Source organism: Enterobacter cloacae complex sp. P12RS (assembly GCF_014895875.1).
Classification (GTDB): Bacteria; Pseudomonadota; Gammaproteobacteria; order Enterobacterales; family Enterobacteriaceae; genus Enterobacter; species Enterobacter bugandensis.
This window is the reverse complement of the sequence record NZ_JADBQO010000007.1, coordinates 528622-543651: the sequence shown is the minus strand read 5'-3', so window position 1 is coordinate 543651 and position 15030 is coordinate 528622. Positions and strand designations below refer to the sequence as shown.

Sequence of the window (15030 nt, the reverse complement as noted above, 5' to 3'; positions counted from 1 at the left end):
GTATGTCGGCGCTGCACGTGTTAATCGTTGAAGATTCGCTGATTTATCGTCGGTTACTCTCCCGAATGCTCACCCAGTGGGGATATATCGTGAGCGAGGCGGAAAACGGTGTCGACGCGCTGGAAATCTTGTCCAGCCAGCCGGTCAGCATGGTGATAAGCGACTGGGAAATGCCGGAAATGGACGGACTGACGCTGTGTCAGACCATCCGCAACCGTCAGTTTGGCCGCTACGTGTATATCATCCTGTTGACGGCCCGCGAGAATGCCGGGGACGTGACGCAGGGGTTTGATGCCGGAGCGGATGATTTTTTGAGTAAGCCCGTTGAGCAGGCTGAACTGCGGGCGCGGCTTCATGCCGGGGTCCGTATCCTGACGCTGGAGGCGACCCTCGCGGCGCACAACAAGCGCCTGAGTGAAGCGTTGCATCAGATTGAAAAAGATCTGGAACTGGCTGCGCGCGTCCAGCACTCGGTGCTGCCTTCACGCCGCTTACGCTATGGCGACTACTTCTCCGACTGGCTTTTCCTGCCGTCAGCCTGGGTTTCGGGCGATGTGTTCAATATTTTCCCTCTGGATTCACATCTGGGATTCTATTGCGTTGATGTATCGGGTCACGGCGTGGGGGCTGCGATGATGTCCCTCGCGGTGGCTCGCCAGTTTTTACATGGCCGGGTGGTGGATCGCTTTCTGTTTACCGAAGAGGGGGGGATTCAGTCACCTGCGGAGGTTGTCAGGATGTTGAACAGCCGCTTTTGCAGTGAAGAGAGCGACATCACCAGTTATTTCACGCTCATTTACGGCGTGATCGATCCAGAGACTGGTGAAGGGTGGCTGTGCCAGGCCGGGCATCCTACTCCCTTCATTGTGAATGCGGACAGCGCCGTCACGTCCGTGGGTGATGGCGGACCGCCGGTCGGGCTAATCCCGGATCTGAGCTGGGAAGACGTCGCGTTTACCCTCCATCCAGGGGATCGCTTATGCTTATTCAGTGACGGTATTACCGAGTGTGAGAACGTCAGCGGCGAGCAGTTTGGCCCGCAACGTCTCGAACGCTGGCTTCATGAGCATGCCCGGCTCCCCGTTGACCAGCTCCTGCCGCGGTTCGGTGACCACCTGACCGGCTGGCGCAATGCAAACCGTGATGAACCGATCGCCTTAACCGATGACGTGTCACTGCTCGTGATTGAGCGTCAGGGAGAACAGAATGATAATTAACACCGAACGATTACCGCATGCCAACATTCTCACGCCCGCGGTCCGACGGCTGGACGCCTCCGTTGCTGCGACGTTTAAAGCGTCCGTGACGGAGGAAATCGGCAGCGATCGTAAAGCCTTAATCGTCGACTTTAGCAAAGTGGATTTCATCGACAGCAGCGGGCTGGGGATGCTGGTGTCGTTGTTTAAGCTGATGAACGGAAAAGGCGACATGGCGCTGTGCTCTCTGAACCCCGGGATCATGAACATGTTCACCCTGACCCGAATGGATCGCATCTTCCGTATCTATCCGGATAAACATAGCGCGCTTGCACAGCTGGGGCAGTAGATGCAGAGGCCAGAGCATGCTGAATTTCCGGCGGCGATCGCGTCCCTGACGCCGCTGTCAGACTGGCTGAGAGACAGGCTGAGCGCGCTTCCCGTCGATGACGAGTGGCGTTTCGCCTTCGATCTCGCCGTTTGTGAAGTGGCAACGAATATCATCCGCTACGCGCTTCATGAGGATAATTCGTGCGTCTTTAGCGTACAGTTCGCCATCCGCGGCAATGACGTCTGCCTTGTTTTTACCGACGCGGGTGACGCGTTCCCGCAGGAGCGTCTTGAGATCGCCCGGCGAGACCGTTTCTGCGAAATGTCGCCGCTGCTGGAGAGCGGCAGGGGGCTGATGCTCATATTGCTGAGCGTCGATCGTTTCACTGTTGAACGCGTGGCGGGTGAAAATATCGCCACGCTTGAAAAGAAAATACGCGTATGACCTGCGGGCCATACGCGCGTGATTTTATTTCTTATTGGCAAACAGCTCCGGCGCCCACGGACGTGGATCCACTTCCATAAACGGCGCGCGCTCGAAGCGGTTCTTCAGCGCCCACGGCACCGTGCAGTCGAAGATCGTCTTGCAGGAAATGCCGTTGCCGCGAATCGAGGTGCTGTAATCCGGCGACTGGGACGGATCCAGCTGGTGGCCGCGGATCCCCGGAATATTGGTGATGCTCACATCGCCCTGCATGCGCGTCGTCATCGCCCACAGGATGTCGTCGCTGTCGAAAATATCCACATCTTCGTCGACAAGAATAATGTTTTTCAGCTCCGAGTAGGTGGCTAAGGCGATGAGCGCCGCCTGGCCCTGGCGTCCTTCGTCTGACGGCTGGCGTTTTTTCACCTGCAATATGCCGAGGAACTTACCGCCGCCCGCGGTATGGGCATAGACGTTTTGCAGGAAGCCCGGAATTGCCTCTTCAACGGCATTACGGATGCTGGCCTCGGTCGGCAGTCCGGCCAGCGTGGTATGTTCTTCCCCCGGTCCCACCAGCGTCTGCAGGATCGCGTGGTTGCGCATGGTCACGGCTTTCACTTTGATCACCGGCAGGGAGGGATTCGCCTCACCGCAGTAGCCCGGGAACTCCGGCATCGCGTGGCCAGTGTTGGTATGCTGATCCTCTCTTACGCGCACGCCCGGAAGCAGTTCGCCTTCAATGATGATTTCCGCCCGTGCGATGGCTTTCTCTTTGACCGCCACGCCCTGCACCAGCTCGACCGGCTGCTGGCGCAGCGCCCCGGCGACGCCCAGCTCGTTGTAGCCAAACGGCGTGGTAGGGGCCTCAAAGCATGCGCCGATATAGATGGCGGGGTCGAGACCCATGTTGATCGTCACCGGCAGCGGTTTTCCGGCATCCTCCGCTTTTTTACGGAAGACTTCGATATGTCGCCCGGCGGCAAGGAACATGGAAAGCTCGTCGCGCTCCTGCACGCAGAGGCGGTGAATGGTGACATCCGTCAGCGAGCTGTCTTCCGGATCGCTTGCCAGCACCAGCCCCAGGCAGAAAAACGGACCGGCATCAATTGGCGTATTGGTCGGTGCCGGAAGCAATTTGCGAAGATCGAAGTCAGGATCGTCAGCGTAGAAGATCTGTTCCTGGCAGGGGGCCTGCGAGGCCGGAACGACAACCGGTGCGACCGGCTTTTTCACCGCATGGCCAACGTGTTTTGCCAGATCAGACGGTTCGCAGCCTAACAGCAGCGCCGCGCGCTCGCGGCTGGCGTGCATGCCCACCAGAATGCGGGAGCCCGGATAGCCCTTAACGCTGTTGAACATCATGGCCGGACCCGTGCGGGTCGGACGTTTGACCGTGCCGCCTGCGCCGATATGGCGATAGACACCCGCCAGTTCCGCGTTGGGATCGACCGGATGATCGGTTTCAATATACTGCCCTTCGTGGCGCTGCAGTAAGGCGATGGCGCTGCGGAGATCGTTGACTTGGTTTTCCATATTTTCCTCCCTCGGTTGAATACCTCCATTTTTATGGCAAAGACCAATAGCATCAATTTCATCATTTCTGTTAAATTGATAAGTAAATTTATATCAATACAGGGAGACGTCTCGTGCAGTTTCGTCAGATGCGCCACTTCATTGTCGTTGCCGAAGAGCTCCACATGCACCGGGCCGCCGAGCGTCTGAACATCGCCCAACCGGCGCTGAGCCAGCAGATAAAGGCGCTGGAAGAACGTTTAGGCGTCACGCTTTTCAGCCGGGCGAACCGCCGCTTAACCCTGACGCCCGCGGGCGAAGCGTTTCTGGTCAAAGCCCGGCTTGCCATCTCGTTGACCGAGCAGGCGGTGCTGGATGCCAGACAAACGGCACGGGGCGAGCAGGGGGCGTTAAACCTGGGGTGCGTGTCGAGTGCGATGTTTGACGGCAGGCTGCCCGCCGCGCTGCGCCAGATGCACAGCCGCTGGCCGGCCATTACCATGTCCCTGATGACGGGAAATGTGCAGACGCTCTACGCCGCCGTGCAGAGCAACCAGCTGGACGTGGCCATCATCCGCGCGCCACTGCCGTCGCTGCCTGACGATCTGCAAAGCCGGCCGTTCACCTCGGAGAAAACGGTGCTGGCGCTCTCTCGTCAGCATCCGCTCGCCGGATCGTCCGCGCTGACGCTTTCGTCGGTGAAAGACGAAAAATGGATCTCGCTGCGCGATCCGGAGGGAATGGGGCTGGAGCAGTACTTCTATGACGCCTGCAGCGGGGCGGGCTTTCAGCCGGACGTGGTGCAAAATGCGACCGACGTGCCCACGGTGATAAGCCTTGTTGCGGCCGGATTTGGGCTGGCGCTGCTGCCCGCGTCGGCAAAGGCAGTGAGCGTTGAGAATGTCGTCTACGTGGACATCCTCGACCGGCTGCGGGAGAGCGAACTCACCCTGGTTTGCCACCGGATTATTCGTTCAGAAGTGCTTAAAAAGTTTCTGGTCACGCTCGATCACACCTGACGTCCGGCAGCCCGCAGCAGTTGCCCGCGCAGCCAGGCGTTCGCCGGATCCTGGCTGTTTTTCGGGTGCCAGTACATGTTGATGGTAATCGGCTGGAGCGGCAGCGGCGGTGGGAAAATATCCAGCGTGCTGGCAAACTGCTTCAGCATCCGTTCCGGCAGGGTACATACCAGGTCGGTACCGGCAACCAGCGCAGGCGCCATAGCGTAGCTCTGGGTGGACATGGCAACGTGTCGCTGATAGCCCAGCCCGGCGAGGGTTTGGTCGACAAATCCGGTAAAGGGATCTCCCGCCGACGACACCACCAGATGAGAAAGCGCGCAGTAGCTTTCCAAATCTAACGGACCTGTTCCACGCGGATGAGCTTTGCGCTGGGCGGTGGCAAACGCGTCGTCGAGAAGTTTGCGCCTCACCCATCCGTCATGGGCGCCCGCGCTCACGCCGATGTAGATATCCACATCACCGTTTTCCAGCTGCTGCGGCAGGTCAACCATCTCCGGCAGGGCGAAGCGCAGGCGGATGCCGGGGGCATCGGTACTCACCTGGTTAAGCAGCGCGGTGCCGAGCATCAGCGCCGGGTTTTCATGCAGCGCGATAACAAATGTCCGGCTGCTGGTGTGCGCCTCAAACGCGGTGGGGGCAAACATCGCGCGGATGCCGCGTAGCACGCTTTCAACCTGTGGCCTCAACGCCTCCGCTCTCGGTGTGGGTAACACCCCACGTCCATGTGGGGAGGGAATAAACAGCGGCTCGCCAAAGAGCGTGCGCAGACGCGCCAGGCGGGCAGAGAGCGCGGGCTGGCTGATGCCCAGCCGCGTGGCCGCATGAGTGATGTTCCTGTCCTGAAGCAGGGCGTCCAGCGCCAGGAGCAGGTCGATGTCCATGTCAGATATACGCGACATCACTCTACTTCGCGCCGCTGGCGTCCCGGTTGGTATAGGTGACAGGGACCCAGGCATAGCCGCCTTTTTCACCTTTCGTCACATAGCCGATGCCCGGGAAAGGCAGATGGGGCGCGGCAATAAGGTCTTTATTTTTCACAAAGTCAGCGAACGCATGCTCGCGTACGCTTGCCGCTTTGTTCTCATCTTCATCGTAGGTGATGGTCACCGTAGGCTGCGGGAACTGGACCGCCGCTGCGTGAATGATGTCGCCGACAAAGGTGATCTTCTCGCCTTTACTTGTCAGCGTGTAGAAGGCCGATCCCGGCGTATGTCCGGGGTGAACTGTGCCGGTCAGCCCCGGAAGAATCTCCGATGTGCCGCTAAACGGCACCACTTTACCCGCGTCAAGATAGGGTTTTAAGGTCTTCTGTGCGACATCGAAGTAGTTCTTGCCGTAGCCGGTTTTCTTCTGATTGTCGTCGTTAAAGAAAAAGTCGACGTCCGGTTTGCCAACGAAAACGCGCGCGTTGCTGAACACCACCTTGCCGTCTTTCACCAGGCCGCCCGCGTGGTCGGAATGGGCGTGGGTCAGCAAGACTTCAGTAATGTCCTCGGGTTTGATTCCCTGGGTGGCGAGGCTCTCAATCAGACGTCCGCCGTTGCCGGGGCCAAAGAGCTGGCCGGAACCGGTATCCACCAGGATTTTGTGTCCGGGCATCGCAATCAGGAAGGCGTTGATGGACACTTCCGCCGGGTTGGTCTGAAAGTTTTTCGCGAGCAGTGCATCAATGTTTTGCGGCGTTGTCCGGCGCAGCAGCTTATGCAGATCCTGCGCAACGGTCCCGTCCGTAAACGACGTTACCAGAACGTCACCGACCTGCACGCTGTAACCGCCCGCCGGTTGTTTAACGACGTGCTGCGGCGTTTCTGCCGAGGCCTGCAGCGCAGGGTAGAACAGCAATGAACTGGAAATCAGCGTGGAAAGAGCAAGTTTTTTCACGGTAAGCATACGAGTCTCCTTTGAAAGTGCTCATCTTACTGCTCCGTAAAATTATAAGAACCTGCTCAGAAATGATAGGACCTATAAACGAGATAAATAGCACAGCGCAACAGCCGGGTGGTGGTGAAGCCATTCCCGGCCCGTAAAGCGTTATTTTTTCAGCGGTGCGTTCCAGCTATCCAGTGTGGCCCTGGACCAGGCACCATAAGCGGCATTTGGGAGCACAATCCAGTCGTTGCCGAAGTGTTCGGCGCTGGCATCAACCAGCTCACGCTGCTGCTCGCTCGGTTTTTTGTTTTTGAACTGTACGGCGAAGTCCGGCAGGCTGTCGCCGAACAGCATCACGATCTGCTGCTTTTTGAGGATGCTCTGACGGCGCTCTTCCTTGCTGACCGTATCCAGCAGCACGCTTTCGTCAGATACCTGCGGCAGGCCGAGAGCGTTTAACGTCTTCAGCGTGTCGGCTTTGTTTTCCTGCATACGGTCCGAAACATAATAGATGCGGACCTTGCTTTGATTCACATGGTCAAGAAACGCCTTCGCTCCCGGAATTAAGCCGGGTTTTCCCTGTTTTTCCCAGTCGCTCCAGGTATCCCATTTCGTATAGTCGTGACACTGCGCCATGTCGCGCACCAGCAGAGGGGTGTTATCCAGCACCGTTTCATCCAGGTCCATCACCACGGCGTAATTTTCAGGTGTTTTTAGATCTTTTAATTTTTCGTCGAAACGCTCGGTGGCAAACCGATACGTCTGCAGCTGAAGGGCCAGAATCTCTGCCGATTTCTGCTGATAGCGCAGCGCCATTTCGTACGCTTTGGGTTCACACAGCTCGCGCTCAGCGGCCGTCGCCGCTGCACTCAAAACGGGTAATGCCAGCAGTAATGCCTTAGCCATTGAATTCACACTTCTTTCCTCAACACCGTGGTTAAAATCCCGAAAGCGTAATGAAGTTCAATGACAGAAATATGAAGGCTGCGGCGCTACACCAGCATGTAATACCAGAACAGGGCAACCTCGTCTTTTTCCGGTAAGGCGTTGTAGAGATACCGATCGTACCCGCCCAGGGTGAACCCGTAGTTACGGTAAAACAGACAGGCAGAGACGTTCACATTTTGTGTTTCAAGCCGTAATCCCGGCGCGTTTACGCTGCGGGCCCACACGTGTGCGGCAGCCATTAATTTTTGCGCGGCGCCGGTTCTGCGTCTGGTGCGATCAACGGCAATATAATCCACTGAAATAAATTTATTCCAGCCGATTGACGCGGTAATAAATCCGGCTAATTCACCGTCATCGGTTTCCGCAACAAGAAATATGGCGTCCGGATTAACGCAATGGTTTTCAAGCGTTTGGATGTCGAGTTCGTAGGTTTTTATCCAGGGCTCGGCGACGGCTTCAATATGCAAATCACAATGGATAAACGGCTCTCGCGCAATGTGGCTAATGGTGAAAGAAAAGTCACAACATTCAAGACGGACGAGGTCCGTATTTAATCCTTTTCGAATCTGCATAGTATTCCCGATAGTGAGTTATTTCATAAAGAATAGACGACGCGGTTAAATCCGCTGAGCTCACGCACTTGAGATCCTGAACTAAGCTTGTACTTCGTTCCGCGTAAAATGTGGGTCATTCGAGGACAATGAATGGAATTCAGGACATTTCAAAAGCAGTGGGGTGCTGAGTTTATTTCCGATGACGTGGTACGTTTTCGCGTCTGGGCTGAAGGACAGAAAGAACTTACGCTACGTCTGGCCGCCACCGACGTGCCGATGACGGCGGTGGGGCACGGCTGGTTCCAGGCAGACGTTTCTGGCGTCACGCACGGTGCAGAGTACCAGTTTGTCCTGCAGGACGGCATGACGGTACCCGACCCGGCATCGCGCGCGCAAAAGGGCGACGTTAACGGGCCATCGGTTGTTATCAATCCCCGACGCTATCAGCCGGTTAACCGGGACTGGGCAGGGCGGCCGTGGGAAGAGACGGTCATTTACGAGCTGCACGTCGGCACCTTTACCCCAGAGGGCACTTTCCGGGCGGCCATCGACAAGCTGCCCTATCTGGCGGAGCTCGGTATCACCCAGCTTGAAGTGATGCCCGTTTCCCAGTTTGGCGGAACCCGCGGCTGGGGCTACGACGGCGTGCTGCTGTATGCCCCGCACGCTGCCTACGGTACGCCGGAGGATTTTCACGCGTTTATCGACGCCGCGCACGGGCTGGGGCTTTCCGTGGTGCTGGATATCGTGCTCAACCACTTCGGCCCGGAGGGGAACTATCTCCCTCTGCTGTCGCCCGCGTTTTTTGATGCGGATCGAATGACGCCGTGGGGCAACGGCATCGCTTACGAGCGCGAGCCGGTGAGGCAGTACATCACCGACGCACCGCTCTACTGGCTGACGGAGTACCGTCTGGACGGCCTGCGCTTTGATGCCATCGACCAGATTAAAGACAGCTCCGGGACGCACATTCTGGAGGAGATTGCCGCGAAGATCCGCGAGGCGATCCCGCATCGTCACGTTCACCTGACCACTGAAGACAGCCGCAACGTGATTTTCCTGCATCCGCGCGATGAACAGGGCAACACGCCGCTGTTCACCGCCGAGTGGAATGATGACTTCCACAATGCTGCCCACGTGTTTGCCACCGGCGAAACGCACGCCTACTACCAGGATTTTGCGTGTGAGCCGGAGAAAAAGTTCGCCCGTGCGCTGGCGGAAGGGTTTGTCTACCAGGGCGAGATTTCGCTGCAAACCGGGGAATCTCGCGGGGTGGAGTGCCGCACCCAGCCGCCGCAGTTCTTCGTCGATTTCATTCAGAACCACGATCAGACCGGGAATCGCGCCCAGGGGGAGCGGCTCATCACCCTCGCGGGGGCCGACAGAACGCGGGTGCTGCTTGCCGCGCTGCTGCTTTCTCCCCATATCCCGCTGCTGTTTATGGGCGAGGAGTTCGGTGAAACGCATCCGTTCCTGTTCTTCACCGATTTTCACGGCGACCTGGCAAAAGCGGTGCGGGAAGGGCGCGCGAAAGAGTTTACCGGCCACGCCGGGCACGATGAAGCCGTCCCGGATCCGAACGACGTTAACACCTTCGTTCGCTCAAAGCTCGACTGGCATAAGATTGCTACCGACGAAGGGAAAACGTGGCTGCGCTTCACCCGCCACCTGCTGACGTTGCGCCATCGCTATATCGTTCCGCTTCTGCATCAGGGCGGCATCGTTGAGGGCAAGGCGATCGAGACCGCGCCCGGCATGGTGGCGGTGAGCTGGCGCTTCCCGTCCGGGACGCTCTCTCTGGCGCTCAATATCGGCCCTAAGCCTGTCGACGTACCCGCGCTCGCAGGGGAGACGCGCTTCGCCTGGCCGGAGGTAAACGACGTTTTGCCGCCAAACAGTATTGTCGTTCGCTTTGCTGATGGAGACGCATCGTTATGATCCCTTCCGCCACGTACCGTATTCAGTTCCGCAACGGCATGACGTTTGACCGCGCTGTCGAGCTGGTGCCGTATCTGAAAGACCTCGGCATCAGCCACCTCTACGCCTCGCCCGTGTTTACCGCCACAAGGGGTTCCACCCACGGCTATGACGTGACCAACCCGAATGAAATTGACCCCGCGATTGGCGGTCGGGCAGGGTTTGACCGCATGGCCGCGGCGCTCAGGCAGGCTGGCATGGGGCTGATTCTGGATATTGTCCCGAACCATATGTCCACCTCGCTGGAAAACGCCTGGTGGCGGGACGTGATTGAATATGGCCAGCAGAGCCGCTATTTCCGCTATTTCGATATCGACGCGTCGCGCCCGCTTACGCTGCCGTTTCTCGGCGACACCTTTGAGGCGGAGCTGGAGAAGGGTGCCATTACGTTAAAACGTGACCCTGTCACGAATAAAGCCTCTCTGGTCTATTACGACACGGCGTACCCGCTTAATCCGTGCACGTACAGCGAGGACAAAAGTATCGCCGAACTGCATGAGGCGCAGAGCTGGCGGCTGATGTCCTGGCGGGAAGCGCCGAAGCAGCTCTCGTGGCGGCGCTTCTTCGAGATCACCGGTCTTGTAGGCGTACGGGTTGAAGACGAGGCGGTCTTCGACGATACGCACCGTCTCATTCTTGAGCTGGTTCACGCGGGCGTGGTTGACGGCCTGCGCATTGACCATATTGACGGCCTGGCCGATCCGCTGGGTTATTTGCAGAAGCTGCGGCAGGCAGCCGGACCTGACTGTTACATCACGGTCGAAAAAATTCTCGCGAAGGGAGAGCAGCTCCCCACCGACTGGCCGGTTTCCGGCACCACCGGCTACGAGTTTATCGCCTCGCTGGCGGAGGTGCTGGTCGATGACGATAACCTCTCGCGCCTGGAGACAATCCACGACGAGACGCTGGGCGTCACGGTTGATCGCCACGCCGAACTGCGCGATGCCAAGGGTCTGATGACCGATCGTAATTTTGAGGGCGAGTTCACCACGCTGCTAAACCTTGCGGACGATCTGGCCCGCCGCAATGACGTTGCGCTGCCGCGCGAGGAGATCCGCCACGCGCTGCGCGAGCTGCTTATCGCCTTTCCGGTGTACCGCACCTACGGCACTCGCGAGGGATTAACCCCGCCTGATGTGGCGCTGCTTAGCCGCGTGGTCGCCGGAGTAAATACGTCCGAAGCGGCCCTGAGCCTGATTGTGCGCATTCTTACCGGCGATCTGCCGGAAGATTGCCGCGACTGCGCCGCGCTTTTCAGAACCCGCTTCCAGCAGCTGACCGGGCCGCTGATGGCGAAGTCGGTGGAAGATACGCTGTTTTTCCGTCTGAACCTTGAGCTTGCGCTCAATGAAGTGGGCGCTGACCCGACGCCGCGCGCGTTCTCGTTATCCCGCTTTCACCAGGAGATGCGCATTCGTCTCGCCCGTCAGCCCGACGCGCTGCTGGGCACCTCCACGCACGATACCAAGCGCGGAGAAGACGCCCGGGCGCGGCTCTACACCCTGACGGAGGCGCCGGAACGCTGGGGAGAAAATCTCGCCCGCTGGCGGCAGATGAACCAGACCCAGGTGCGTTTTCTCAACGACGGCACCGCGCCGAACGCCGCCGATACCTGGATGATCTATCAGGCGCTGGCGGGCGTCTGGCCCGCCACGCTGTCGCCTGACGATGCCGAAGGGCTTGCATCGCTGGAGACGCGTTTCCTCGGCTTCCTTGAGAAAGCGCTTCGCGAGGCGAAGCAGCGCACCGACTGGATCGACAGCAACGAGAGCTATGAGAGCGTGGTGCTGAGCTATGCGCGGCATCTGCTTTCCCCGGATAACGCCCCGTTCCTGCACGATTTCAGCGAGGCGATGCAGCCCTTTATCCGCGCCGGGCTGATGAACAGCCTCAGCCAGACGGTCATCAAGCTGACGGCGCCCGGCGTGCCGGATATCTATCAGGGCAGCGAGGCGCTCAACTTTAGCCTCGTCGACCCGGATAACCGGCGGGAGCCGGACTTCAACGCGCTGGTGCAAAACCTCAGCGCGGCGGATGCTTCAGTGTTTGAACACCCGGCGTGCTGGCGGGACGGCAGGGTAAAGCAGTTTGTCACCGCCACGCTGCTTCGGCTTCGACCGCATTACGACGCGCTTTTCCGCTACGGCGACTGGCTGCCGCTCAAGGTTTCCGGCGAGCGCGAGGAGAACCTGATTGTCTATGCGCGCGTTAAAGACGAGGAGGCGCTGATCGTTGCCGTGCCGCGTCTGGTTTTTGGCATCACCGATAATCATCAGCTGTGGGTCAATACCACGGTAGCGATACCCGACGAACTGGCCGGGAAGCGCTATCGGGATCTGTTCAGCGGTGAAAGCCGCATTCTGCAAGAGACGCTGGATTTAACGTCAGAAAAGGGATGTGTACTGGTTCTGCTTACCTGCGAATAATCGTGGAGAACGAAAATGGCAAAGGAAACTACGTTTGAAATTCGGGCCGGTCATGGCCAGCAGTTGGGTGCGAATTATGACGGGAAGGGCGTTAACTTCGCGCTGTTCTCCGCGCACGCGGAGCGGGTGGAGCTCTGTCTGTTTGACCCGTCCGGGAAAACAGAAATCGCCCGGCTGGAGCTGCCGGAGTATACCCATGAGGTATGGCACGGCTATGTGCCTGACCTGAAACCCGGTGCGCTGTATGGCTATCGCGTCTATGGCCCCTACGATCCGGAAAACGGTCACCGCTTTAACCCGCATAAGCTGCTTATTGACCCGTATGCCCGTGAACTGGTGGGCGATATCGACTGGAACGACGCCCATTTCGGCTATGAGCTGGGGCATGACGAACTGGATCTTAGCTTCGATACGCGGAACAGCGCGCCGTTCACGCCGAAATGCAAGGTTATCGACCCGAACGCTTTTGACTGGCAGGACAACAACCGGCCAAACGTGCCCTGGCCACATACCGTCGTCTATGAGAGCCACGTGAAGGGCTTTACCCAGATGAACCCGGACATCCCGCCCGAGCTGCGCGGGACGTTCGAGGGGATGGGACACAAAGCCTCGGTCGACTACATCAAAAGCCTCGGCATTACCTCGGTGGAGCTGCTGCCCGTTCACTGGTTCCCGGACGACCAGCATCTGCTCGACCGTGGCCTGAAGAACTTCTGGGGCTATAACACGCTCGGCTTTTTTGCTCCGGCGTCACGCTACTATGGCCCGGCGGGGATCCAGGGCTTTCGCGACATGGTGCGCGCCTATCATGACGCGGGCATCGAGGTGATTCTGGACGTGGTCTACAACCACACGGCGGAAGGTAACGAGTTGGGGCCAACGCTTTCATTCAAGGGCATTGATAACTACAGCTACTACCGCACGCTGCCGGACCAGCACCGGTATTACATTAACGATACCGGGACGGGGAACACGGTGAATACCTCCCACCCGCGCGTGCTGCAGATGGTGATGGATTCCTTGCGCTACTGGGCCGAATCCATGCACATTGACGGTTTTCGTTTCGACCTGGGGACGATTCTGGGCCGCGAGCCTGAGGGGTTCGACCCGCGCGGGGGCTTTTTCGACGCCGTTACCCAGGATCCGGTGCTCTCTAAGCTCAAGCTGATTGGCGAGCCCTGGGATATTGGCCCCGGCGGCTATCAGGTCGGTGGCTTCCCGCCAGGCTGGGGAGAGTGGAACGACAAATACCGCGATACCGTGCGCGAGTACTGGAAGGGGGACAACGTCTCGACGGACTTTGCCGCGCGTCTGCTGGGCTCCGGGGATCTGTACGACCTGCGCGGGCGTCGCCCGTGGGCCAGCGTCAACTTTATCACCGCCCACGACGGCTTTACGCTGAATGACCTGGTGTCGTACAACGAGAAGCACAACGCTGACAACGGTGAGGACAATAACGACGGGCATAACGATAACCGGTCGTACAACTATGGCGAAGAAGGGCCGACGGAGAACCCGGACATTATCGCCACCCGCGAACGGCAGAAGCGTAATTTCCTGACCACGCTGCTTTTCTCCCACGGTACGCCGATGCTGCTGGCGGGGGACGAGTTTGGCCGCACGCAGAAGGGTAACAACAACGGCTACTGCCAGGACAGCGAGATCTCATGGATCGACTGGAAGGGGCTGTCCGAAAACGACGCGGCGCTGCGCGAGTTCACCCGCCGGCTCATTGCCCTGCGCGCGCAGCAGCCGCTGCTGCGTCGTGAGAGCTGGCGCGACGGGCTGGAGATCCGCTGGTTCAATGCCGGAGGCGGTCCGCAGCAGGCCGAGCAGTGGGATGAAGGATCAACGCTCGGGGTCTCCATCAGCAGGCCGGATCTTCAGCAGGAGGACGGCATCTGGCACGACGTGCTGATGCTGTTCAATCCGTTTGAAGGCACCGTGCCGTTCCAGATCCCGCAGTTTGGCGAAGGGGGATGGGTGCTGGAGCTTTCTACGGCGGATGACGCTGCCGCCGGGACAGCGTTCACCGAAACCGTAGAGTACGAACTGGCTGGACGCAGCATTACCCTGTTCAGACGTCCGTAATTCAGAGTGATGCCGCCGCGCGGGCGGCGGTGTCATACAGGGAGGAGATCGCGCGTAGCAGCTGCGCGGTTTCGCCGATCGATTTCCCGGAAATGCCGCTCTCCGCATGAATGGCGATCAGGCACGCTTCGCGCACGTCCCGGTACTTCATGCACAACGCTTTCCCTTCCTCCGTGGTGGAGAAAAAGAGCTCTTTACCCGCTTTCTCGCTCGTCACGTAGCCCGCTTTGACCAGCTTTTTCAGGGCATAGGTCACTACATGCGTGTCTTCCACGTTGAGAACAAAGCAGATATCGGCCAGCTTTTTCTTGCGGTTGCGGTGGTTCACGTGATGCAGCAGCGAGACGTCAAAAGCGCCCATATCCGGCTCTCCGGCTGCGGCCATGCAGCGCACCATCCACTTGTTAAACGCGTTGCCGGTCATGATCAGCGCGTACTCCAGCTCTGACAGTTCCGCGCAGCGCTCCGACACCAGGTGGCGGGAGGAGACGATCCGGCCATCGTTGATATCGTTGCAATCGGGTGAAGCACTCTTTTTCGAGGTCATAACGTTCCTTAGCCAGAAATGTAAACTCGTCGATAAAATAAGAACATTTTATTGATAATTTGTTTACATGTTTTTGAGGTTCAGATATAGCTTTTTAGCGCAGGTTTTGTGAAGCCTGGCGAAAAACACAACAT

Annotated in this window: 13 protein-coding genes; 7 read left to right on the top strand and 6 right to left on the bottom strand. The window is 58.6% G+C overall.

The genetic code is table 11. From position 1 onward, the window contains the following. The first annotated feature begins 2 nt into the window (after positions 1-2). The 3 genes from IM284_RS05530 to IM284_RS05520 are packed head-to-tail and all read left to right on the top strand — an operon-like array spanning position 3 to position 1971. Positions 3-1217, top strand: coding sequence for a PP2C family protein-serine/threonine phosphatase (locus IM284_RS05530; RefSeq protein ID WP_028013195.1), 1215 nt, complete (start codon positions 3-5; stop codon positions 1215-1217). Beyond that, on the top strand, positions 1207-1545 hold the full coding sequence (locus tag IM284_RS05525; protein WP_028013194.1) for an STAS domain-containing protein: 339 nt from the start codon (positions 1207-1209) through the stop codon (positions 1543-1545). The genes IM284_RS05530 and IM284_RS05525 overlap by 11 nt, the downstream gene beginning before the upstream one ends. Further along, positions 1546-1971 carry an ATP-binding protein gene (locus IM284_RS05520; RefSeq protein ID WP_041909935.1) on the top strand — a complete coding sequence of 142 codons (426 nt, stop codon included), beginning with the start codon at positions 1546-1548 and terminating at the stop codon, positions 1969-1971. It abuts the gene before it with no gap. A 24-nt stretch (positions 1972-1995) separates the two neighbouring features. On the opposite strand, the gene IM284_RS05515 is transcribed toward IM284_RS05520, so the two are convergent. Beyond that, positions 1996-3483: a UbiD family decarboxylase gene (locus tag IM284_RS05515; RefSeq protein ID WP_047368578.1), complete on the bottom strand. Its 1488-nt coding sequence runs from the start codon at positions 3481-3483 to the stop codon at positions 1996-1998. A 113-nt stretch (positions 3484-3596) separates the two neighbouring features. Here IM284_RS05515 and IM284_RS05510 point away from each other — a divergent pair, with 113 nt between their 5' ends. Then, a complete protein-coding gene (locus IM284_RS05510; RefSeq protein WP_047368577.1) occupies positions 3597-4481 on the top strand; it encodes a LysR substrate-binding domain-containing protein in 885 nt (294 codons plus the stop codon). Here IM284_RS05510 and IM284_RS05505 read toward each other — a convergent pair. The 4 genes from IM284_RS05505 to IM284_RS05490 form a co-directional block, all read right to left on the bottom strand. Next, complete coding sequence (locus IM284_RS05505; protein WP_047368576.1) at positions 4472-5383, bottom strand: LysR family transcriptional regulator; 912 nt, start codon at positions 5381-5383, stop codon at positions 4472-4474. The genes IM284_RS05510 and IM284_RS05505 overlap by 10 nt on opposite strands. A gap of 4 nt (positions 5384-5387) precedes the next feature. Further along, positions 5388-6374, bottom strand: a complete 987-nt coding sequence (locus IM284_RS05500; protein ID WP_047368575.1) for an MBL fold metallo-hydrolase — start codon at positions 6372-6374, stop codon at positions 5388-5390. A gap of 141 nt (positions 6375-6515) precedes the next feature. Beyond that, positions 6516-7259 carry a 5'-nucleotidase, lipoprotein e(P4) family gene (locus IM284_RS05495; RefSeq protein WP_226838541.1) on the bottom strand — a complete coding sequence of 248 codons (744 nt, stop codon included), beginning with the start codon at positions 7257-7259 and terminating at the stop codon, positions 6516-6518. A gap of 86 nt (positions 7260-7345) precedes the next feature. Further along, positions 7346-7873 (bottom strand): N-acetyltransferase, encoded by a 528-nt coding sequence (locus IM284_RS05490; protein WP_041909946.1) that lies wholly within the window; start codon positions 7871-7873, stop codon positions 7346-7348. Between the two features lie 132 nt (positions 7874-8005). On the opposite strand from IM284_RS05490, the gene treZ reads away from it, so the two are divergent. The 3 genes from treZ to glgX are packed head-to-tail and all read left to right on the top strand — an operon-like array spanning position 8006 to position 14349. Beyond that, positions 8006-9793: a malto-oligosyltrehalose trehalohydrolase gene (gene treZ / locus IM284_RS05485; RefSeq protein WP_047368573.1), complete on the top strand. Its 1788-nt coding sequence runs from the start codon at positions 8006-8008 to the stop codon at positions 9791-9793. After that, a complete protein-coding gene (treY, locus tag IM284_RS05480; RefSeq protein ID WP_193055745.1) occupies positions 9790-12258 on the top strand; it encodes a malto-oligosyltrehalose synthase in 2469 nt (822 codons plus the stop codon). The genes treZ and treY overlap by 4 nt, the downstream gene beginning before the upstream one ends. Positions 12259-12273: 15 nt before the next feature. Then, complete coding sequence (gene glgX, locus IM284_RS05475; RefSeq protein WP_047368571.1) at positions 12274-14349, top strand: glycogen debranching protein GlgX; 2076 nt, start codon at positions 12274-12276, stop codon at positions 14347-14349. 1 nt (position 14350) lies between these two features. Here glgX and IM284_RS05470 read toward each other — a convergent pair whose 3' ends face one another. After that, on the bottom strand, positions 14351-14896 hold the full coding sequence (locus IM284_RS05470; RefSeq protein ID WP_028013183.1) for a winged helix DNA-binding protein: 546 nt from the start codon (positions 14894-14896) through the stop codon (positions 14351-14353). Positions 14897-15030: the final 134 nt, after the last annotated feature.